The sequence below is a fragment of the Phenylobacterium sp. genome, from assembly GCF_020253645.1.
Taxonomy (GTDB): domain Bacteria; phylum Pseudomonadota; class Alphaproteobacteria; order Caulobacterales; family Caulobacteraceae; genus Phenylobacterium.
The window spans coordinates 14,357-33,843 of sequence record NZ_JADCBG010000110.1 but is presented as its reverse complement, the minus strand read 5'-3'; the positions used below and the strand labels follow the sequence as shown (position 1 = coordinate 33,843).

Below are 19,487 nucleotides of genomic sequence, written 5' to 3'. Positions count from 1 at the left end.
ACGCGCACCCGAGCATACACGATAAGCACCCACCCCGCCGGCGCAAGTCGCCGGAAGCCCCGCCACATCCTCCAGGAGCCCGCCAGAGCCATGACCGCCAACCGCCCCTTCGGCCGCGCCGCCGACAGCCTGAGGACCGTGACCCTGGAGACAGGGGTGAACCGCTATGCCGAGGGTTCCTGCCTCGTCGCCTTCGGGCACACCCGGGTTCTGGTGACTGCAAGCGTCGAGGAGCGGGTTCCCCCTTTCCTGCGCGGCCGGGGCCAGGGCTGGGTGACGGCGGAGTACGGCATGCTGCCCCGGGCCACCCACACCCGCGGCCGGCGGGAGGCCGCCGAGGGCAAGCAGTCCGGCCGGACCCAGGAGATCCAGCGCCTGATCGGACGGTCCCTGCGGGCGGTGGTCGACATGGCCGTTCTGGGCGAGCGCCAGATCTCCATCGACTGCGATGTCATACAGGCGGATGGCGGCACGCGGACGGCGGCCATTACCGGCGCCTGGGTGGCGCTGCGCCAGGCCACCGACCTGCTCGTCCGGGAGGGCCTGATCCCGCGGTCGCCCCTTGTGGACCAGGTGGCGGCCATATCCTGCGGCGTCTGCCAGGGGGTTCCGGTTCTGGACCTCGAGTACGAAGAGGATTCCAACGCCGAGGCCGACGCCAACTTCGTTCTGACGGGGGCGGGGGAGATTGTCGAAATCCAGGCCACGGGCGAGAAGCGGGGCTTCACCCGGGGGGAATTCGAGGCCCTTTACGGCCTGGCGGAAAAGGGGATTGGTGAACTGTTCCGGATCCAGCAGGCTGCGGTGGCGGCGGCGGGATCCTGATGGGGACACGGGCGACCCCCTGGAGGGTCGCCCGCTCCCGGCGCCGGTCCGTCGTCGGGAGAGACAGCGGCGGCCGGCGCAATGGTCGCCGGAAGGCGGGCGATCAGAACCGGGCGTTGAGGAGATGCCGGAAGGCGGAGGGCGAGAGGCGGGCGATCTCCTCGGCGAACGGCATCATCAGGCCGTCGAGAAAGGCCTCGAGCCGGCGCAGCAGGCCGCCGAACAGGGGGGCTTCGCGGATGTCCATGACGTGGGCCATGGCTTGCTCCTTGTGCGTTGCAACAAATTGTTGCGCTGCACATAGGCCGAAGCGCGGGAGCCTGCAAGGTCCGGCGCCGTGCGGAGGGGCGAAAATTGTTGCGCTGCGGCAGGGATGAGGCGCAGCGCTCAGGCGCGGCGCTCTTCGGGCTCCCGGCTGAGCAGGTCGCCGGGCTCGCAGTCGAGCTCCCGGCACAGGGCCTCCAGGGTGGAGAATCTGAGGGCCCTGGCCTCGCCGTCCTTCAGAATGGCGAGGTTCGCGGCGGTGAGGCCCGTGCGGTCCGCTAGCTCCGCCAGCGACATCCGGCGCTGGACAAGCAGGCGGTCGAGGGTGACGCGGATCGGCATCAGATGGTCAGCTCCGCTTCCCGCCTCAGGCGGGCGCCCTCCCGGAAGACCTCCGCCAGCACCACCACCACCAGAACCGAGAACCAGGCGGTCAGGGACAGGTTGGGCCGGTCCGGCGCGGCGGGAGGCGGCAACAGGGCGCCGAGGATCCAGACCGCATATCGGACCAGCTCCAGCCAGGCGAGCCCGATGGCGACGACGCGGAGCCGTGTGACGTTCTCCGGATGGAAGGGATCGCCGGCCTTGAGGGTGGCGAAGATTTCCCGAAGGCGACTGACGATGACCTGCACCCCGGCGACGAAGAGGAAGGCCGTCAGCAGGCGCACGAGGACGACGGCCCAGGCCTGAAGCGGGTCCAGTCCTTCGAACAGGGCCAGACGGGCGAAGGGCAGGGCGGGATTGACGGCGGCGAGGACGCCGTAGAGGAGGCTTGCGGCCAGGATCGCGAGCACGACAAGTAGCAGGATCCAGACGAGGTCGAGGACCGTTTTCAGGAAGCTGGAGAGTGAGCCCGGACCCAGGGCTCTCATGGTCGGCATTTCGGCGCCCCCGTTCCGTTGCGCTCACCGGGCCCTTATGTCGCGGAAACTCTGGAATCCGCGTTAAATTGTCGTAAGGGCCATGACGGGCCCCGGAGATCTGCATGGCGATCAGACTTGAAGCCGGGTCCCGGCTGGTGGTGGCGACCCACAATCCCGGCAAGGCGCGGGAGCTGTCGGAGATCCTCGAGGGGCGGTACCGGCTTGTCACGGCGGGCGAGCTGGGCCTTTCCGAGCCCGAGGAGACGGAGGCCACCTTCACCGGCAACGCCCTCCTGAAGGCCCGAGCGGCGGCGGCGGCCAGCGGCCTGCCGGCCCTGGCGGACGACTCCGGGCTCTCCGTCCTGGGGCTGGACGGGGCGCCAGGCGTGGTTTCGGCCCGCTGGGCCGGGCCGGGCAAGGACTTCGCCCCGGCCATGGCGCGGATCGAGCGGGAGCTTGCGGAACGGGGCGAGACCAACCGCCGGGCCTACTTCACCTGCGCCCTGGCCCTGGCCTGGCCCGACGACCTGGCGGTGGTGGCCGAGGGCCGGATCGACGGCGACCTGGTCTTCCCGCCGCGCGGGGACCGGGGCTTCGGCTACGACCCCGTCTTCCGGCCCGACGGCCACGATCTGACCTTCGGCGAGATGGACCCGGCGGCCAAGGACGCCATGAGCCACCGCGCGCGGGCCTTTGCCCGGCTGAAGGCGGCGCTGGCTTGACGGACGACGCCGCCGCACCGGGCTTCGGGGTCTATGTCCACTGGCCCTATTGCGGACGGATCTGTCCCTATTGCGACTTCAACGTCCACCGCGACCGCCGGCCCGGTGAGGCGGCCCGGCTGGCGCAGGCGATCCTGCAGGACCTCGCGCGGCGGCGGGAGGTGACGGGCCCGCGGCGACTGACCTCGATCTTCTTCGGCGGCGGCACACCCTCGCTCATGGACCCGGAGGCCGTGGGCGCGGTGATCGCCGCCTGCCGGACGCTCTGGGACGCGGACCCCGACCTGGAGGTCAGCCTGGAGGCCAATCCCACCGACGCCGAGGCCGGCCGCTTCGCCGGCCTCGCCGAAGCCGGTGTGAACCGCCTGTCCCTGGGCCTGCAGTCGCTGGAGGACGAGGCCCTGGTCCAGCTGGGCCGCAACCACGATGCGGCGGCGGGCCGCCGGGCGACGCAGACGGCGCTGAAGGTCTTTTCCCGAGTCTCCATCGACCTGATCTACGCCCGGCCCGACCAGACGCCCCAGGCCTGGGCGGCCGAGCTGGACGCCGCCGTCGCCCTGGGGACCGGCCATGTTTCGCCCTACCAGCTGACCATCGAGCCGGGCACAGCCTTTGAGCGGGCCGTACGGCGCGGCCGGCTGAGACCCCCGGCTGACCCGCAGGCGGCCGACCTGTGGGGAGTGACCCAGGACCGCCTCTCCGCCGCCGGCTTCGAGGCGTATGAGGTCTCGAACCATGCCCGCAGCCCCGCCGACCGCTCGCGTCACAACCTGACCTACTGGCGGGGCGGCGACTGGCTGGGGGTGGGCCCCGGCGCCCATGGGCGACTGACCCTCGACGGCGTGCGGACCGGTCAGGCCTGCGCAGCGCGGCCCGCCGACTACATCGCCGCCGCAGACCGGGGCGAGGGGGCGGGAGAGATCGAGGTCCTGTCGCCCCGGGACGCCGCCGTCGAGCGGGTGCTGTCGGGGCTGAGGCTGGCGGAGGGGGTGGATTTCGGGGCGCTCGACGCCCTTGGCCTTTCGGCCGGGCATGCAGAGGTGCGCGAGCTCGCATCGCAGGGCCTGCTGGCCGAAGACCCCCGGCGGCTGAGGGTGACGGACGACGGGCGCCGCCTGCTTGACGCCGTCCTGGAGCGCCTGCTCGCACGCTGACCCGGCGCCTTGCAAACGCCGCACAAAGCCGCGAAGGCTTGCCCATGAGCCGCCGCCCGCCCCCGCCGCCCCTGTCCGACGCCCCCCTGGCGCCCGGCCTCTACCTGGTGGCGACCCCCATCGGGAACCTGCGCGACATCACTCTGAGGGCCCTGGACATCCTGTCGGCAGCGGACCTCATCCTGGCCGAGGACACCCGGGTGACGGGCAAGCTTCTGGCGGCCTATGGCGTGTCCAAGCCCATGGCCCGCTACGACGACCACGCCGGCGGGCGCACCGCGCCCCGGGCCCTGGCCCTTCTGGAACAGGGGGGGCGGGTGGCCCTGGCCTCCGACGCGGGCACGCCCCTCGTCTCGGATCCGGGCTTTCCCCTGGTGCGGGAGGCCATCGCCCTGGGCCTGCCCGTCTTCGCCGCGCCCGGCCCCTCGGCGGCCCTGGCGGCCCTGATCGTCTCGGGCCTGCCCGCCGAACGTTTCCTCTTCGCCGGCTTCCTGTCGCCGAAGTCGGCCGCCCGCAGGCGGGAACTGGCCGAACTGGCGGGGATCCGCGCCACCCTCATCCTGTTCGAGGGGGGCAGCCGGCTGAAGGCCAGCCTTTCGGACATGGCGCAGGTGCTGGGTCCCCGACCTGCGGCCGTGGCCCGGGAGATGACCAAGCTTCACGAGACCCTGGTGCGGGGTCCCCTGGACGTCCTGGCCGCCGACCTGGCCCTGGACCATCCCCTGGGCGAGGTGGTGATCGTGATCGCCCCCGGCCGGGAGGAGGCCGCCACGGCGGACGACGCCGACGCGGCCCTGGCCGAGGCGTTGACCCGGCTCTCCCCCGGCGAGGCGGCCTCGGAGGTCGCGAGGGCCCTGGGTCTGCCGCGCCGCGAGCTTTACCGCCGGGCCCTCGACCTGAAGGCCGACGGATGAGGGCCGCGGCGAGGCCCTGGCGGCGCCGGCTGGGCGCCCGGGCGCGGACCGGCGGCCGCCGCGCCGAATGGATCGCCCTGATCTGGCTGATGCTGAAGGGCTGGCGCATACTGGGCTTCCGCCTGAAGACCCCCCAGGCCGAGATCGACATCCTGGCCCTGCGCGGCCCCGTCCTGGCGGTGGTGGAGGTCAAGTCCCGGGCCAGCCTGGAGGCGGCCCTGGAGGCCGTGGGCCCCGACCAGAGGGAGAGGCTGAGGCGGGCGGGCCAGACCCTTGCGGCCCGGCGCGCGGACCTGTCGGGCCGCACGGTTCGGCTGGACCTGGTGGCCCTCGCCCCCGGCCGGCGCCCCCGCCATCTGGCCGACGCCTGGGCGGGGCTTTGACGGGCGGGGCTTTGATGGGCGGGGCTTTGACGCCGCGCCGCCGCCGCGTGCTAGAAGGCCCTCTCAGAGGGAGCCCGCCATGAAGCTGAACGTCGCCGTCCAGATGGACCCGCTGGAGCACATCCGCATCCAGGGGGACTCCACCTTCGCCATGATGCTGGAGGCCCAGGCCCGGGGCCACGACCTCTTCGTCTACACGCCGGACCGGCTGGCCCTGGAGGGCGGAACCCTGATGGCCCGCGGCCGCTCCGTCCGGGTCAAGGACGTCCAGGACGAGCACGCCGCCTTCGGTCCCTGGGAACAGCGCAACCTGTCGGAGGCCGACGTGGTGCTGCTGCGCCAGGATCCGCCCTTCGACATGGCCTACATCACCACCACCCACTTCCTGGACGCCATCCACCCGAAGACCCTGGTGGTGAACAACCCGACCGAGGTGCGCAACGCGCCGGAAAAGCTCTACGTCACCACCTTTCCGGGCGTGCAGCCGCCGACCCTGGTGACCTCGGACGTGGAGGCCCTCTACGACTTCCGCGCCCGGCACGGGGACATCGTGCTCAAGCCGCTCTACGGCGGCGGCGGCTCGGGCGTGGCCCGTCTGCTCGCGGACGACCCCAACCTCGACGCCCTTCTGGACCTGCACCGGATGATCGGCCGCGAGCCTGTGATCGCCCAGAAGTTCATCCCGGCGGTGACCAAGGGCGACAAGCGCATCCTGCTGGTGGACGGCGAGCCGGTCGGCGCCATCAACCGGGTGCCCGCGCCGGGTCAGATCCGCTCAAACCTGGCCGTGGGCGGCCGGGCCGACGCCGTGGAGCTGACCGCCCGCGACCTCGAGCTCTGCGCCATCATCGGCCCGCAGCTGAGGGCCCGGGGCCTCTTGTTCGTCGGCGTCGACGTGATCGGCGACTACCTGACCGAGATCAACGTCACCTCCCCCACCGGCGCCCGCGCCCTGAAGCGCCTGTCGGGGATCGACGCGATCTCGGCCCTCTGGGAGGTGATCGAGACGAAGCGTGCGGGGAGCTGAGAGGGGCGCGCCCGAGAGATCGCCACCGACCCAGGGCCGCATCCCACTGTTTTGCAGAGCTCGAGGCTATTGAAAGGTTGTGTGGCTTGCGGCGGGCAGTTTAAGCTCTATTGCGTCCCTTCTCTCCTTGGGCTTTATTGATTGCAACGGAGGGGGTGGGATCTATGCGCGCATTGATTTTGGCGTTTTCGGCGTTTCTGCTATTCGGCTGTAACCAGCATCAGATGTTGGAGAAAATCTCAACGCCCTCTGATCAAGCCTTAGCCAAGAGTTACATAGCCGATTTGCAAGCGGGAAGACTGGACGTTATCGAGAGTAAGCTCGATCCTAGCCTCAGGAATCCCGAAGTGAGAAGAATACTTGTCGCTGCGGCTGAAATTCTCCCGGAGGGGCCGCCAACTTCGGTGAAACTCGTCGGCGCCCAAAGGTTTATATATCCGTCCTTTACTCGCGTGACCACGACCCTCGAGTATCAGTGGGGTGACAAGTGGTTCCTGTGTAACGTCACAATCAAGAAGTCGGCGACAGCCCAGACCATTCTCGGAATGCACGTCAATCTGCAGAAAACGTCGCTGAAGGCGCAGACCAAGTTCACTCTGAAGGGCAAGAGTGCATCGCAGTATGCGATCCTGGCGGGTGCGATCCTCGCCTTCTGTCTGACAGCGTTTGCACTCGTGGATTGTATCCGCATGAAGGGAATCCGCCGCAAATGGTTGTGGATTATATTCATCATAGTCGGATTTGGTCTTCTTTCGGTGAACTGGTCTACTGGCGTGGTAAGTTTCAAGTTGCTCAGTGTCAGCTTGTTCAGCGCCGGCTATTTTGCTCCACTTTACGGTCCATGGACAATCTCAATGTCTGCACCTGTGGGTGCAATCATCTTCCTTCTGCGGCGGCGCAAACTCCGATCGACGCTTCAGCCGACCGCCCACGTCGGGTGACAGGAATGCGCGCGGGCGCCCTCCTGCCCTCGTTCCGCCCAGGTGTACAGGATTGATGTTCGATTTTTGTTCTTGTCTGTCGGCAAGCGACGTGATTGTCTGAGAGCGGGGAACGGGGCGCAGCGCAAGGAGAGCGCATGGCCGCCCGCGTCATCACCCTGGCCTTCCTGGGCGTCGAGGCCCGGCCCGTCGAGGTCGAGGTCCAGCTGACCGCGGGCGAGCAGAAGTTCGTCCTGGTGGGCCTGGGCGACAAGGCCGTGGCCGAGAGCCGCGAGCGGGTGCGGGCCGCCTTCGCCGGCCTGGGCCTGGCCATGCCGGGCCGCCGGATCATCTGCAACCTGGCCCCCGCCGACCTGCCAAAGGAGGGCAGTCATTACGACCTGCCCATCGCCCTGGCCGTGATGGCGGCCATGGGGGTGATCCCGCCCGACGCCCTCGAGGGCTGGGCGGCCATGGGCGAATTGTCCCTCGACGGGCGCATCACCGCCTCGGCGGGCGCCCTGCCGGCGGCGGTGGCGGCGGGGGCCCTGGGCCTGGGCCTGATCTGCCCCGAGGCCAGCGGGCCCGAGGCGGCCTGGGCGGGGTCGACGCCGATCCTGGCGCCGCCCAGCCTGGTGGCCCTGGTCAACCACTTCCGCGGAACCCAGGCGCTCTCGCCCCCGGAACCGGGCGCCCTGACCGAAGGCGCTCCCGCCCCCGACCTGCGCGAGGTGCGCGGCCAGGAGACCGCCCGCCGGGCCCTGGAGATCGCCGCCGCCGGGGGCCACAACCTCCTGCTGACCGGTCCGCCCGGCGCCGGAAAGTCGATGATGGCCGCCCGCCTGCCGGGCCTCCTTCCGCCCCTCTCGGCCGCCGAGTTACTGGAGACCTCCATGGTCCATTCGGTGGCCGGACTGATCGCCCGGGGCGAGCTGACCCGGGCCCGGCCCTTCCGCGCCCCGCACCATTCGGCGACCATGGCGGCCCTGACCGGCGGCGGCGCGCGCATCCGCCCCGGCGAGGCCTCCCTGGCGCACAATGGCGTACTGTTCCTGGACGAGCTGCCGGAGTTCAGCGCCCAGGCCCTGGACTCCCTGCGCCAGCCCCTGGAGACCGGCGAGATCACCGTGGCCCGGGCGGCCGGACACGTGCGCTACCCGGCCCGGTTCCAGCTGGTCGCCGCCCAGAACCCCTGCAAGTGCGGCAAGGGGGGCGAGGGACGGGGCGCCTGCGGTCGGGCGCCGCGCTGCCAGGTCGACTACCGGGCGCGGGTATCGGGGCCCTTCCTGGACCGGATCGACCTGCAGGTGGAGGTCCCCGCCGTGCGCGCCGCCGACCTCGCCCTGCCCGCCGCCGCCGAGGGATCGGCCGAGGTCGCCGCCCGGGTGGCGGCGGCGCGCCAGGTCCAGGTCCGCCGGGCCGCAGAGGCGGGCAGGCCCGAGACCGAGGCCGCCAACGCCCGGGCCTCAGGCGACTGGCTGCAGGCCATCGCCGACCCCGAGCCGGACGCCCGGGCCCTGCTGACCCGCGCCGCGGACGCCGCGGGCCTCACCGCCCGGGGCTGGAGCCGGGTCCTGCGGCTGGCCCGCACCCTGGCCGACCTGGAGGCTGCGCCCGGCGCGCCTTCCCCGCCCGTCGGCCGCCGTCATGTCGCCGAGGCCCTGGCCTATCGGGGAGTCGGCGGAGGCGCCTGAGGCGCCGGATGATTCGACAGGAAGTTCACCCCGCCCCTTGACGGTCCATTAAGCGAAGGGCGGCATGCTCAAACCATGATCCACGCCGTCAGACCTTCGTTCGACGCCGACCCCGCTGCAGCCCGGGACCCGGGCCGCGGCGAGCAGGCGGCCGCGCCGGTCACCATCGAACAGCTGGCCAGCCTGAGCCACGAGTTCCGGACGCCGCTCAACGGCGTCATCGGCCTGGCGCGCCTTCTGGAGGCGACCACCCTTTCCGGGGAGCAGCGCAGCTATGTGGACGCCCTGAGGGAGTCCGGCGAGCATCTCCTGGGCCTGGTGAACCAGCTTCTCGACTTCGCCCGGCTTGGCGCCTCAAGCGTTGAGATCGTCAACGAGGAGGTTTCGCTGGAGGACCTCCTGAGGGGCGTCTGCGAACTGACGGCCCCTCGCGCCATCGAAAAGGGGCTTGAGATCGGCTGGTGGACGGCGCCGGGACTGGGCAGGATCCGGGCCGATGAGAGCCGGCTACGGCAGGTGCTGCTCAACTATATCGGAAACGCGATCAAGTTCACCCGGTCGGGAGGGGTCATTGTGTCTGCGGCGCCCGCAGGGCCGGGCCGCATCCGGCTGAGCGTGCGGGATACGGGCCCCGGCGTCGCCGAGAACGATCGCGAGCGAATCTTCGAGCCCTTCATACAGTTGGACCCCCGGGTCGACGCTGTAAGCCTGGGCGGGGCAGGCCTCGGCCTGGCCATCGTCCGCTCACTGGCCACTGCGCTGAACGCCGCGGCGGGGGTGGACTCCGCCACGGACGGCGGCGCCGACTTCTGGCTGGACTTCCCTGCAGCGAAAGCGGGCGGCGCGCCGAGTCGGAACCTGGCCCGCCGCAGGGTCGGGGTCATCAGCCCCTGCCTTGTGGTCAGGGAGGCCGCAAACCGGCAGGTCCTGGCGCGGGGGGGCGAGGCGGCCGGGGCCGCCGGACTGGAGGCGCCACCGGCGGACGCAGAGGTGCTGCTGGTCGATCACGCCCTGGCGCCTCAGGCCCCGCCGGATGACCGGCCGGCCATCATCCTTCTGTCGCCAGAGGACCGGACCCAGATCGAGATCTACAGACAGCGTGGATTCGCCGGCTATCTCATCAAGCCGCTGCGCCCCGGCTCCCTGGCCGAACGTGTCCTGGCCGCGGCCGGAGCCGGCAAGCGGAAGGAGTCGCTCGATGACCGGATCGCCCCTGCGGTCGCCCTAGGCATCCGGGTCCTGCTGGTCGAAGATCACGCCATCAACGCCCTGCTGGCCACGGCCATGCTGACCCGAGAGGGTTGTTCGGTCGATCACGCCGGCAGCGGACCCGAGGCCATGGCGGCCGTCGCGGTCGGCGCCTATGACCTGATCCTGATGGACATGCGCATGCCCGGCATGAGCGGACTGGAGACCGCACAGGAAATGCGCGCCCTGGGTCTCTCGACGCCCATAGTCGCCCTCACCGCCAACGCCTTCGAGGATGACCGGCAGGCGTGCCTCGCCGCCGGAATGGACGAATTCCTGGTCAAGCCCCTCTCGGGAGATGCACTGAGGCGAATCCTGACCCGCGTCGCCAGCGGCTGGAGCCCCGCCACGGGACAGCATCAACTGGCCTGACTGGCGGTCAGAGGGCGCGGCCGGGACCGCTGGACGTCGGCGCCGGCGCGCGCCAATCTGGCCTCGCCGCGCACCAGGCGGTCATGCGGGCGGTTCCATGAGCGAGAATGCGGCGCCGGAGAGCAGGGAGGAGCGGCTCTCGACCCTTCAGGCCCTCGCGGTCTTCCTGGAGCGGCGGTCCCTGGTGATGCTGGCCCTGGGCTTCGCCTCAGGTCTCCCCAACCTGCTGATATTCGACACGCTCTCGGCATGGCTGCGCGACGCCGGCCTGTCCCTGGAGGTGATCGGGGTCTTCAGCCTCGCCACCCTCGCCTACTCGGTCAAGTTTCTCTGGGCGCCCCTGGTGGACCGGGTGGCCATACCCGGCCTGACCCGACGCCTCGGACGAAGACGTTCCTGGATGCTCGTCTGCCAGGGCCTGATCATGGCCGGGCTCCTGGCGATCTCCGGAGTGGATCCGGCGCAGAGCCTCTGGGCGATGGCGAGCCTGGCCGTGCTGGTGGGCTTTGTCTCGGCGACCCAGGACATCGTCATCGACGCCTGGCGGATCGAGGCGGCAGGCCCGGAGCGGGCGGGGGCCCTGGCGGCCGCCTACCAGTGGGGCTACCGGATCGCCATCATCCTGGCCGGGATCCTGCCCCTTGTCCTGAGCGACAGCCTCGGCTGGGGCGGCTCCTACGCCCTGATGGCGGCGCTGATGCTCTGCGGGGTTGCAGGGGTGCTGGCGGCGCCGAGGGACGCGGCCAGGGAGGTCGCCGCCGGGGAGGGCGCCGCCGGGGAGGGCGCCGAAGCGCCGGCGACCGAGCGCGCGGGCGAGACCCTTCCCCGCCCCGGCCGGGACGCCCTGGAGTGGACGGGGCGCGGAGCGCTCCTCGCGCTGGCGGTGATCCTCCTGGGCTCCGGCCTGTCCGGGGACCCGATCCTGATCACGGCGCCGCTCTCCTTCACCGGCCTCGAGGGAGCTGCCTCCGCCGTCTCCGGGCTCTGGGAGGCCAAGCCCGCCGGCGCCATCGCCCAGGTCGTCGTCGCCCTGGGCGGACTGGCCCTCCTGGCCGGTTCGGTGATCCCCCTGCCGGGCCGGCCGAGCCGCCCTGGCCGGATTCTCTTCCGGGCCCTGGGCGAGCCCCTTGCGGACTTCATGCGGAGACACCGGGGAACGGCCGCTCTGATCCTCGCCCTGATCTGCGTCTATCGGCTGCCCGACTTCGTCCTGAACATCATGAACCCCTTCTATCTGGACCTTGGCTTCTCCAAGCTGGAGATCGCCGAGGTGCGAAAGGTTCTGGGGGTGGTGATGTCCCTGGCCGGCGTGGCTCTCGGCGGCCTGGCGGTGGCGCGGCTGGGTCTGATCCGGTCCCTTGTGATCGGGGCCTTTGCAGGGCCGATCTCGAACCTGGCCTTCGCCTGGCTGACCCTGCAGGGCGCCCAGGTCTGGGCCCTGGCGGCGGCGATCAGCCTGGACAACCTGGCGTCGGGGTTCGCCGGGACCTGCCTGATCGCGTACATGTCCAGCCTGACAAGCCGCGGGTTCACCGCCTCCCAGTACGCGCTGTTCTCATCGCTCTACGCCCTGCTCGGCAAGCTTGTCGCGTCCCAGTCGGGCCGGTTCGTGGAGGCGGCGGCGCGAATGTCGGACGCCGGCGGTCCCACCGCCGCCCTCGGCGCCCTTCTGGGTCCGATTCCGGCCGGCGGCCTCGCCGAGGCCGCTCTGAAGTCGGGCGTCAGCGCGACCGGCCTCGGCGCCGGATACATCGCCTTCTTTCTTTACTCGGCGGTCCTCGGAGGGCTCGGAGTGGCCCTCGCCCTCGCCGTGGCCGCCCGGGAAGGGCCGGCCGGCCGGCCGGGACACCGGGCCGATCCGGACTGAGGTCAGCTTCCGCCGTGCTTCGCACGCTCGATGGCCTGGCGGATCAGTTCGCCCGTCTCCTCCGGGTCGGCCCAGCGTCCGACCTCGGACACCTTGCCCTTCTCCAGATCCTTATAGTGGGTGAAGAAGTGGGCGATCTGCTCGGTCAGGATGCCGGGTAGGGCGCGCCAGGAATCGATGCCGGCGTAATAGGGATGGAGCTTGTCGACCGGGACGGCCAGGACCTTCTCGTCGTCCCCCGCCTCGTCGACCATGATCAGGCAGCCGATCGGCCGGCAGCGGATGATGGCCCCGGTCGCCACCGGGGTCGGCCCCACCACCAGGATGTCGATCGGGTCCCCGTCGCCGGAGAGGGTGTGGGGGATGAAGCCGTAGTTCCCGGGATAGAACATGGCCGTATGCAGGAAGCGGTCGACGAACATGGCGCCGGACGCCTTGTCGAGCTCATACTTCACGGGAGCGCCGCCCTGGGGGATTTCGATCAGGGCGTTGACGTCGTAGGGCGGGTTCATCCCGACGGGAATCCGGGAAATGTCCATGTCGGCGGCTCCTGGAGGGGAAGGTCGGTGGGGCCGTTGCTATGGCCCAAAGCGGCGGCCGGCGGAAGGGGCTGACAGCCGCCCGGATTCCGTCTATAAGGCAGTTCACATCGTTTGTGGCGTTGGATGACGTCTGCGAGCGGCGGGCTGCGGCCCGGCCGCTTTTTTGTTGGTTCGAAGGCGCGCCGGAAACGGCGCGAAGAGGCGGAATGCGCAGCAGGACGGCGGAAGACGCCCGACTTCTGGATCTGCTCGACCCCGTGGCGGAGGCGACGGGGTACGAGATCGTGCGCCTGCGGCTGATGGGCGGAGACCATGCCCGGCGTCTGCAGGTGATGGCCGAGACGCCTGCCGGCGAGATGACCATAGATGACTGCGCCCGCCTGTCCCGGGCCCTGTCCGAGGTGCTGGACGCTGCCGATCCCCTGTCCGGGGACTATACCCTGGAGGTCTCCACGCCGGGCGTCGATCGCCCGCTGACGAGGCTCAAGGATTTCGAGACCTTCGAGGGCTTCGAGGCCCGGATCGAGCTGGACCGCATGGCCGAGGGCCGCAAGCGTTTCCGGGGCGAACTGGCCGGGGTCGAGGGCGACCAGGTCGCCGTGAACCTCGAAGGCGAAGCCGAGACCGCGCTGATCCCCTTCGCCTGGATCACCGAGGCGAAACTCATCCTGACAGACCGGCTGATGGAGCGGGGCGCGCAGGAACGCGCCCGGCGGATGGCCGACGGTCAACCCCCTGATCCCCATGAGGAGAACGCCCCATGAGCCCCACCGGCATCGCCGCCAACCGCCTGGAACTGCTTCAGATCGCCGAAGCCGTCGCCCGGGAGAAATCGATCGACCGGGAAGTGGTCATCTCGGCCATCGAGGAAGCCATCCAGAAGGGCGCCCGCGCCCGCTACGGCGCCGAGCATGACATCCGGGTGCGGATCGACCCCAAGTCGGGCGAAACGACGCTGAAGCGCGTGATCCGGGTCATCCCGGACGACGAGACCTTCACCGATGAAGACGGCCTGCCGGTCGAGCCCATCGGCGTCCGACGCCTGTCCGAAGCGCTGCGGGACGACCCCGAGGCCTTCGTCGGCAAGACCTACGAGGAAATCCTGCCGCCCTTCGAATTCGGGCGGGTGCAGACCCAGATGGCCCGCCAGGTGGTCACGGGCAAGGTTCGGGAGGCTGAACGCGAACGGCAGTACGAGGAGTTCAAGGACCGGGTCGGGGAGATCATCAACGGGGTGGTCAAGCGGGTGGAGTACGGCAACACCGTGGTCGACCTCGGCCGGGGCGAAGGGATCATGCGCCGTGACCAGTCCATCCCGCGCGAGAACTTCAACATCGGCGACCGAATCCGGTGCTACATCTATGACGTCCGCCGGGAGACCAAGGGGCCCCAGATTCTGCTGAGCCGGGCGCATGGCGGCTTCATGGCCAAGCTGTTCGCGCAGGAAGTCCCCGAGGTCTATGACGGCGTCATCGAGATCCGCGCCGTCGCCCGAGATCCGGGCAGCCGGGCCAAGATGGCCGTGGTCTCCAACGACAGCTCCATCGACCCGGTGGGCGCCTGCGTCGGCATGCGCGGCAGCCGGGTCCAGGCCGTGGTGGCCGAACTCCAGGGCGAGAAGATCGACATCATCCAGTGGAGTCCGGACGAGGCCACCTTCATCGTCAACGCCCTTGCGCCCGCCGAAGTGTCGAAGGTGGTGATGGACGAGGAGGATGAGCGGGTCGAGGTGGTGGTTCCTGACGAGCAGCTCTCCCTGGCCATCGGCCGGCGCGGCCAGAACGTGCGGCTCGCTTCCCAGCTGACCGGCTGGCAGATCGACATCATGACCGAGAGCCAGGAAAGCGAGCGCCGCCAGCGCGAGTTCGCCGAGCGCACCGCCCTGTTCCAGGAAGCCCTGGACGTGGACGAGGTCATCGCCCAGCTGCTCGTGACCGAGGGTTTCGCCACCGTCGAGGACGTAGCCTATGTGGACGCCTCGGAAGTGGCGGCGATCGAGGGTTTCGACGAGGAAACCGCCGAGGAGATCCAGGCCCGGGCCCGCGACCACCTGGAGCGCGAGGCCGCCGAGCTGGACGGCCGTCGCCGAGAACTGGGGGTCGAGGATGGCCTGCTGGAGATCGAGGGCGTGTCTCTGCCCATGGCGGTCGCCCTGGGCGAGGGCGACGTCAAGTCGGTGGAGGATCTCGCCGGCCTGGTGCCCGACGACCTGCGCGGCTGGTACGAGACCCGGAATGGCGAACGGGTGCGGGAGGCCGGGATTCTGGAATCCTTCGGCCTGGACGCCGGCGACGCCGAGGCCCTGATCCTGCGCGCCCGCGTCGCCATGGGCTGGATCGAACCCGCGCCGGAGGAGGTCGAGGAAGAGATCGAAGCCGAGCTGAGCGAAGAAGACATCGTCTTCGGCCAGCCGGGTGCGCGCGAGGCCTGAACCGGGGGTGAACCGTCGCGCGACCACCTCGCCGCCGCCCGGCCCCGGAGCGCCGCGGACTCACGCAGAGGCCTCACGCCAGAGCCGTGACCTTGTTTCCGGCGAGGTGCGCCGGCGGGAAGCCATGATCAGGTTCGCGGCGGGCCCGGACGGCCGGGTGACGCCGGACCTGGCGGGGCGGCTTCCGGGCCGCGGGCTTTGGGTGGCCGCAGACCGGGCTTCGGTGGAGTCGGCCGCCCGAAGGGGGCTTTTCAGTCGCGCGGCGCGGACCGCGCTGAAGGCGGACCCGGAACTGGCGGATCAGGTGGAGCACCTCCTGCTGCGCCGGCTTCTCGACGGACTGGGCCTTGCCCGTCGGGCCGGAGAGGTGGTGTTCGGGTTCGAAAAGGTTCAGTCGGCGCTCTCGGGCGGACGCGTCGCCTGGCTGGTGGAGGCTGCGGACGGAGCGCCGGAGGGGCGCCGGAAGATCCTCGCCGCGGCGCGGAAGGCGGCCCTGGAGCCCGGTCTGGCGGCGCTCTGGACGGGGGAAGAATTGAGTTTGGCCTTGGGGGGCGAGAATGTGATACACACCGCCTTCCTTGCGGGACGGGGCGCCGACCGTTGGACAGTGGATGTCCAGCGGCTTTCAGGCTTCCGGCCCCTGGTTCCGGCGTCCTGGACCGAGATGACTCCCTCGGCCTCCGGGGCGGGGACTCCAGCCTGAGGCATGGGATTGTGAAGTGGGCCGGAAATGTCCGGCCGGATGTAAAGCGAGCGCATGAGCGACGAAAAAGACAACGGCCGTCCTTCCGCCCCCGGCGGACGCCAGCCCCTGACCCTGAAGCCGCGTCTCGGCGCCGGCTCGGTCAGCGCCGGCACGGTGAAGCAGAGCTTCAGCCATGGCCGCTCGAAGACCGTGGTCGTCGAGACCAAGCGCGCCCGCACCGCGGGTTCGGGGCCCGGCAATCTGGCCGCGCCCTCGCCGTCGGAACGCCGCGGTCCTGCGCCGGCGGCGCCGCGCCCTGTCGCGCCGGCGTCCAGCGCCGACGGCGGCCTCTCCGCAGATGAATTGAAGGCCCGGCAAAGGGCCATCGAACTCGCCCGCGAGCACCAGGCCCGACAGGCTGCCGAGGCCCGGGCCCGGGCCGAAACCGCCGCGAGGGCGGAGGTCGCCGTCCGCGCGGCCGCGGCGCAGGCGGAAGCCGCCGCCGCGCCGGCGCCCGCCCCGAGGGATGGGCCCGCCACGCCGTCCGTCGCCGCTCCGGCCGAGGCGTCGTCCCCGCAGCCGTCGCCAGCCCCCGCCGCCCCTGCTGCGGCGCGGCCTGCGGGCGAGGCGGGACGGACGCCGGCTCCCGGCCAGACCCGGACCTACGAACCCTCCCGCGAACGGCGGGATGACCGGCCGACCACGACGACCTACCGGCCCGAGCGCCCGCAGGGCCGCTTCGAGAACACCAGCTTCGGGCAGCGGTCGCCTCGCGCCGATCAGCCCCTCCGCGACCGCGGCGGACCGGAACGGCCCCGGGACGGCGACCGCGGACCGCGTCCGCCGCGCCCCGCCGCGCCGGGCGGGGAGACCGTCCGTTACTCGGCCCTGGCGCCCCGCCCCGCGCCGGGCGCGCGGGACGGGGCTCGTCCGGGAGGACCGCGACCGCCGCGTCTGACGCCTGCGGCCGCGCCCGCAACCCCGGAGATTCAGCGCGCAGCACGCCAGGCCCCGAGGCCTGGCTCCCAGACCCTCGACCGGCGCACCGACGAGGACGAGGATACGCGCCGCAAGGCCGCCAACGCGGCCGGCAAGCCGATCAGCCGCGCCAAGGGCGCCACCCAGCGCCGCGAGGGCCGCCTGACCATCCAGGCGGTGGCCGGGGACGACGAGGGCGCCGTCGAGCGGATGCGGTCCCTCGCCTCGGTCCGCCGGGCCCGGGAGCGTGAGCGCGAAAAGCGCAAGGGCGGGGTCCAGGAGCAGGCGCGGGTTGCCCGCGAGGTGGTCATCCCGGACGTGATCACCGTGGCGGAGCTGTCCAACCGGATGGCCACCCGCGGCGTGGACGTCATCAAGTTCCTGATGCGCCAGGGCATGATGGTGAAGATCAACGACGTGATCGACAGCGACACGGCAGAGCTGATCGCCACCGAGTTCGGCCACACCGTGAAGCGCGTGTCCGACTCTGACGTCGAGGAAGGCTTCCTCGGCGCGGAGGATGTCGACGAGAACATGGAGGCGCGCGCGCCCGTGGTCGCCGTCATGGGCCATGTCGACCACGGCAAGACCTCGCTGCTCGACGCGCTGCGCCAGGCCGACGTGGCCGGCGGGGAACATGGCGGCATCACCCAGCATATCGGCGCCTACCAGGTGAAGCTGCCCGACGGCCAGAAGGTGACCTTCCTGGACACCCCCGGCCACGCCGCCTTCACCGCCATGCGGGCCCGGGGCGCGGACGTGACGGACATCGTCGTCCTGGTGGTCGCCGCCGACGACGGGGTCATGCCCCAGACGATCGAGGCCATTCAACACGCCCGGGCGGCGAAGACGCCGCTCATCGTGGCCGTCAACAAGATGGACAAGCCGGATTCCAATCCGACCCGCGTCATCAACGAGCTCCTGCAGCATGAAGTGGTGGCCGAGAGCCTCGGCGGCGATACCCAGATCATCGAGGTCTCGGCGCTGAAGAAGACCGGGCTTGAGAACCTCATCGAGGCCATCCTGCTGCAGGCTGAGGTGCTTGAACTGAAGGCCAACCCGGACCGGACCGGCGAAGGCGTGGTCATCGAGTCCAAGATCGACCGGGGTCGCGGCGCCGTCTCCACGGTTCTGGTCAAGCGCGGTACGCTGAAGCGCGGCGACATCGTGGTGGCGGGGGCCAACTTCGGTCGTGTCCGGGCGCTCCTGAACGAGCGTGACGAGCAGGTGCCCGCCGCAGGCCCCTCCGAGCCCGTGGAGGTTCTCGGCCTCGACGGCGCTCCCGCACCCGGCGAGGCCTTCGCGGTGGTGGACTCAGAAGCCCGCGCCCGCGAACTGACCGAGTACCGGATCCGCCTGAAACGCGAGAAGGCCGGGGCCCCGGTGGGCGGCGGCGTCTCCATGGCGGACTTCATGGCCAAGATGCAGGACAAGAAGATCTCGGAGATGCCGGTCATCATCAAGGCCGACGTCCAGGGGTCCGCGGAAGCCATCGTCGGCTCCCTGGACAAGCTGGCCACAGATGAGGTCCGGGCCCGGGTCATCCTGTCCGGCGCCGGCGCGATCAGCGAAAGCGACGTCATGCTGGCCAAGGGGTCGGGGGCGCCCATCCTGGGCTTCAACGTCCGCGCCACCAGCCAGGCCCGCCAGCTCGCCGAGCGCGAGGGAGTGGAGATCCGCTACTACGCCATCATCTATGACCTGCTCGATGACGTGAAGGGCGTGATGTCCGGCCTGCTGGCGCCGGAGCAGAGGGAAACCTTCCTCGGTAATGCGCGCGTCCTGCAGGTCTTCGACATCACCCGCGTGGGCAAGGTGGCCGGCTGCCGCGTCACCGAGGGCGTGGTCCGGCGCGGCGCCCGCGTCCGGATCGTGCGCGACGACATTGTCGTCCTCGAGCTGGGCGTCCTTCAGACCCTCAAGCGGTTCAAGGAAGAGGTGGCCGAGGTGGGCAACGGCGTCGAGTGCGGCATGGCCTTCCAGGGCTTCCAGGACATCCAGGAAGGCGACATCATCGAGTGCTTCACCATCGAAGAGGTCAAGCGCAGCCTCTAGGATGCGCCCAAACGGGGAGGTCCATGCTCAGACGCCTCGTCCTCTTCGGGCTCCTCGGGCTCCTGGCGGCCTGCGCGACCTCCAGCCGTCTTGAGGCGGCCAATGACGTCCACGCCCTGCTCGTGGCGATCCGGGACGAGGACCGGCAGGCCTTCGACGCCCGCGTAGACCGGGAGGCCCTGAAGGCCGAAATCGCCTCCCGACTGGCCCGGGAGGCCTCCCACCTGAAGGTCGACGGCCTCGACCTGGGCCGGCTCGGCCTCGTAGCGGCTCCCGCCCTCGCCAGCCTTGCAGGGGACGCCCTGATCCAGCCGGGGGTCTTCCGCCAGGTGGCCGAGGCCTATGGCTACACCCGGGACAAGCCGATCCCGGGTACGCTGGCCATCGCCAGCCATCTCAGGGCCCTGCCCGATGGACGGGTCTGCGCCGCGCAGCGAAGGGATGGCCCCTGCGTCCTCATCTTCAGTCGGTCGAATGCGGGCCGGTGGCGACTGAGCGGCTTCGAGGGCGACCTTTCCTCTCTCAAGATCCGGCTCTGATGGA

19 protein-coding genes are annotated in these 19,487 nt (G+C 70.7%); 15 read left to right on the top strand and 4 right to left on the bottom strand.

What is annotated here, in order from left to right; translation table 11 throughout:
* The first annotated feature begins 90 nt into the window (after positions 1–90).
* Positions 91–825 carry a ribonuclease PH gene (rph, locus tag INE98_RS07845; RefSeq protein ID WP_293537969.1) on the top strand — a complete coding sequence of 245 codons (735 nt, stop codon included), beginning with the start codon at positions 91–93 and terminating at the stop codon, positions 823–825.
* A gap of 103 nt (positions 826–928) precedes the next feature.
* Here the strand turns inward: rph and INE98_RS07840 are convergent, their stop codons facing one another.
* The 3 genes from INE98_RS07840 to INE98_RS07830 all read right to left on the bottom strand — a co-directional run bounded on the left by INE98_RS07840 (position 929) and on the right by INE98_RS07830 (position 1,970).
* Complete coding sequence (locus tag INE98_RS07840) at positions 929–1,084, bottom strand: hypothetical protein (protein ID WP_293537968.1); 156 nt, start codon at positions 1,082–1,084, stop codon at positions 929–931.
* 128 nt (positions 1,085–1,212) lie between these two features.
* Positions 1,213–1,431: a helix-turn-helix transcriptional regulator gene (locus INE98_RS07835; protein WP_293537966.1), complete on the bottom strand. Its 219-nt coding sequence runs from the start codon at positions 1,429–1,431 to the stop codon at positions 1,213–1,215.
* Positions 1,431–1,970: a DUF2975 domain-containing protein gene (locus INE98_RS07830; protein ID WP_293537965.1), complete on the bottom strand. Its 540-nt coding sequence runs from the start codon at positions 1,968–1,970 to the stop codon at positions 1,431–1,433. The genes INE98_RS07835 and INE98_RS07830 overlap by 1 nt, the downstream gene beginning before the upstream one ends.
* A gap of 104 nt (positions 1,971–2,074) precedes the next feature.
* Between INE98_RS07830 and rdgB the strand changes: the two genes are divergently transcribed.
* From rdgB to INE98_RS07785, 9 genes are all read left to right on the top strand, one after another.
* The gene (gene rdgB, locus INE98_RS07825) at positions 2,075–2,674 is read left to right on the top strand and encodes an RdgB/HAM1 family non-canonical purine NTP pyrophosphatase (RefSeq protein ID WP_293537963.1); all 600 of its coding nucleotides are present in this window, start codon (positions 2,075–2,077) and stop codon (positions 2,672–2,674) included.
* Positions 2,671–3,828: a radical SAM family heme chaperone HemW gene (hemW, locus tag INE98_RS07820; RefSeq protein ID WP_293537961.1), complete on the top strand. Its 1,158-nt coding sequence runs from the start codon at positions 2,671–2,673 to the stop codon at positions 3,826–3,828. Before rdgB ends, hemW begins: the two co-directional genes overlap by 4 nt.
* A gap of 44 nt (positions 3,829–3,872) precedes the next feature.
* A complete protein-coding gene (gene rsmI, locus INE98_RS07815) occupies positions 3,873–4,742 on the top strand; it encodes a 16S rRNA (cytidine(1402)-2'-O)-methyltransferase (protein ID WP_293537959.1) in 870 nt (289 codons plus the stop codon).
* Positions 4,739–5,125 carry a YraN family protein gene (locus INE98_RS07810; protein ID WP_293537957.1) on the top strand — a complete coding sequence of 129 codons (387 nt, stop codon included), beginning with the start codon at positions 4,739–4,741 and terminating at the stop codon, positions 5,123–5,125. Before rsmI ends, INE98_RS07810 begins: the two co-directional genes overlap by 4 nt.
* Positions 5,126–5,204: 79 nt before the next feature.
* Positions 5,205–6,152 (top strand): glutathione synthase, encoded by a 948-nt coding sequence (gene gshB / locus INE98_RS07805; protein ID WP_293537955.1) that lies wholly within the window; start codon positions 5,205–5,207, stop codon positions 6,150–6,152.
* Positions 6,153–6,316: 164 nt separating this feature from the next.
* Entirely contained in the window at positions 6,317–7,093 is a 777-nt protein-coding gene (locus INE98_RS07800; RefSeq protein ID WP_293537953.1) for a hypothetical protein, read from the top strand.
* Between the two features lie 137 nt (positions 7,094–7,230).
* Positions 7,231–8,766 carry a YifB family Mg chelatase-like AAA ATPase gene (locus tag INE98_RS07795; protein ID WP_293537951.1) on the top strand — a complete coding sequence of 512 codons (1,536 nt, stop codon included), beginning with the start codon at positions 7,231–7,233 and terminating at the stop codon, positions 8,764–8,766.
* A gap of 75 nt (positions 8,767–8,841) precedes the next feature.
* Positions 8,842–10,386, top strand: coding sequence for a response regulator (locus INE98_RS07790; protein ID WP_293537949.1), 1,545 nt, complete (start codon positions 8,842–8,844; stop codon positions 10,384–10,386).
* A 97-nt stretch (positions 10,387–10,483) separates the two neighbouring features.
* Positions 10,484–12,253, top strand: coding sequence for an MFS transporter (locus INE98_RS07785; RefSeq protein WP_293537947.1), 1,770 nt, complete (start codon positions 10,484–10,486; stop codon positions 12,251–12,253).
* A 2-nt stretch (positions 12,254–12,255) separates the two neighbouring features.
* Here the strand turns inward: INE98_RS07785 and ppa are convergent, their stop codons facing one another.
* The gene (ppa, locus tag INE98_RS07780; RefSeq protein WP_293537945.1) at positions 12,256–12,792 is read right to left on the bottom strand and encodes an inorganic diphosphatase; all 537 of its coding nucleotides are present in this window, start codon (positions 12,790–12,792) and stop codon (positions 12,256–12,258) included.
* A gap of 209 nt (positions 12,793–13,001) precedes the next feature.
* Between ppa and rimP the strand changes: the two genes are divergently transcribed.
* Genes rimP through INE98_RS07755 form a run of 5 tightly spaced genes read left to right on the top strand, consistent with a single transcriptional unit; the run spans position 13,002 to position 19,483 of the window.
* Complete coding sequence (gene rimP / locus INE98_RS07775; protein WP_293537943.1) at positions 13,002–13,559, top strand: ribosome maturation factor RimP; 558 nt, start codon at positions 13,002–13,004, stop codon at positions 13,557–13,559.
* A complete protein-coding gene (gene nusA, locus INE98_RS07770; protein WP_293537941.1) occupies positions 13,556–15,226 on the top strand; it encodes a transcription termination factor NusA in 1,671 nt (556 codons plus the stop codon). The genes rimP and nusA overlap by 4 nt, the downstream gene beginning before the upstream one ends.
* A 7-nt stretch (positions 15,227–15,233) precedes the next feature.
* Positions 15,234–15,929, top strand: coding sequence for an RNA-binding protein (locus INE98_RS07765; protein ID WP_293537939.1), 696 nt, complete (start codon positions 15,234–15,236; stop codon positions 15,927–15,929).
* A 54-nt stretch (positions 15,930–15,983) separates the two neighbouring features.
* Complete coding sequence (gene infB, locus INE98_RS07760) at positions 15,984–18,944, top strand: translation initiation factor IF-2 (RefSeq protein WP_293537937.1); 2,961 nt, start codon at positions 15,984–15,986, stop codon at positions 18,942–18,944.
* Positions 18,945–18,967: 23 nt separating this feature from the next.
* A complete protein-coding gene (locus tag INE98_RS07755; RefSeq protein ID WP_293537935.1) occupies positions 18,968–19,483 on the top strand; it encodes a DUF2939 domain-containing protein in 516 nt (171 codons plus the stop codon).
* The last annotated feature ends 4 nt before the right edge of the window (positions 19,484–19,487 follow it).

Excerpts from the sequence above, each read along its gene's own strand:
- rph (WP_293537969.1), top strand. The coding sequence starts at position 91 with ATGACCGCCAACCGCCCCTTCGGCCGCGCCGCCGACAGCCTGAGGACC.
- INE98_RS07840 (WP_293537968.1), bottom strand. The coding sequence starts at position 1,084 with ATGGCCCACGTCATGGACATCCGCGAAGCCCCCCTGTTCGGCGGCCTG.
- INE98_RS07835 (WP_293537966.1), bottom strand. The coding sequence starts at position 1,431 with ATGCCGATCCGCGTCACCCTCGACCGCCTGCTTGTCCAGCGCCGGATG.
- INE98_RS07830 (WP_293537965.1), bottom strand. The coding sequence starts at position 1,970 with ATGCCGACCATGAGAGCCCTGGGTCCGGGCTCACTCTCCAGCTTCCTG.
- rdgB (WP_293537963.1), top strand. The coding sequence starts at position 2,075 with ATGGCGATCAGACTTGAAGCCGGGTCCCGGCTGGTGGTGGCGACCCAC.
- rsmI (WP_293537959.1), top strand. The coding sequence starts at position 3,873 with ATGAGCCGCCGCCCGCCCCCGCCGCCCCTGTCCGACGCCCCCCTGGCG.
- INE98_RS07810 (WP_293537957.1), top strand. The coding sequence starts at position 4,739 with ATGAGGGCCGCGGCGAGGCCCTGGCGGCGCCGGCTGGGCGCCCGGGCG.
- gshB (WP_293537955.1), top strand. The coding sequence starts at position 5,205 with ATGAAGCTGAACGTCGCCGTCCAGATGGACCCGCTGGAGCACATCCGC.
- INE98_RS07800 (WP_293537953.1), top strand. The coding sequence starts at position 6,317 with ATGCGCGCATTGATTTTGGCGTTTTCGGCGTTTCTGCTATTCGGCTGT.
- INE98_RS07795 (WP_293537951.1), top strand. The coding sequence starts at position 7,231 with ATGGCCGCCCGCGTCATCACCCTGGCCTTCCTGGGCGTCGAGGCCCGG.
- INE98_RS07790 (WP_293537949.1), top strand. The coding sequence starts at position 8,842 with ATGATCCACGCCGTCAGACCTTCGTTCGACGCCGACCCCGCTGCAGCC.
- INE98_RS07785 (WP_293537947.1), top strand. The coding sequence starts at position 10,484 with ATGAGCGAGAATGCGGCGCCGGAGAGCAGGGAGGAGCGGCTCTCGACC.
- ppa (WP_293537945.1), bottom strand. The coding sequence starts at position 12,792 with ATGGACATTTCCCGGATTCCCGTCGGGATGAACCCGCCCTACGACGTC.
- rimP (WP_293537943.1), top strand. The coding sequence starts at position 13,002 with ATGCGCAGCAGGACGGCGGAAGACGCCCGACTTCTGGATCTGCTCGAC.
- nusA (WP_293537941.1), top strand. The coding sequence starts at position 13,556 with ATGAGCCCCACCGGCATCGCCGCCAACCGCCTGGAACTGCTTCAGATC.
- infB (WP_293537937.1), top strand. The coding sequence starts at position 15,984 with ATGAGCGACGAAAAAGACAACGGCCGTCCTTCCGCCCCCGGCGGACGC.
- INE98_RS07755 (WP_293537935.1), top strand. The coding sequence starts at position 18,968 with ATGCTCAGACGCCTCGTCCTCTTCGGGCTCCTCGGGCTCCTGGCGGCC.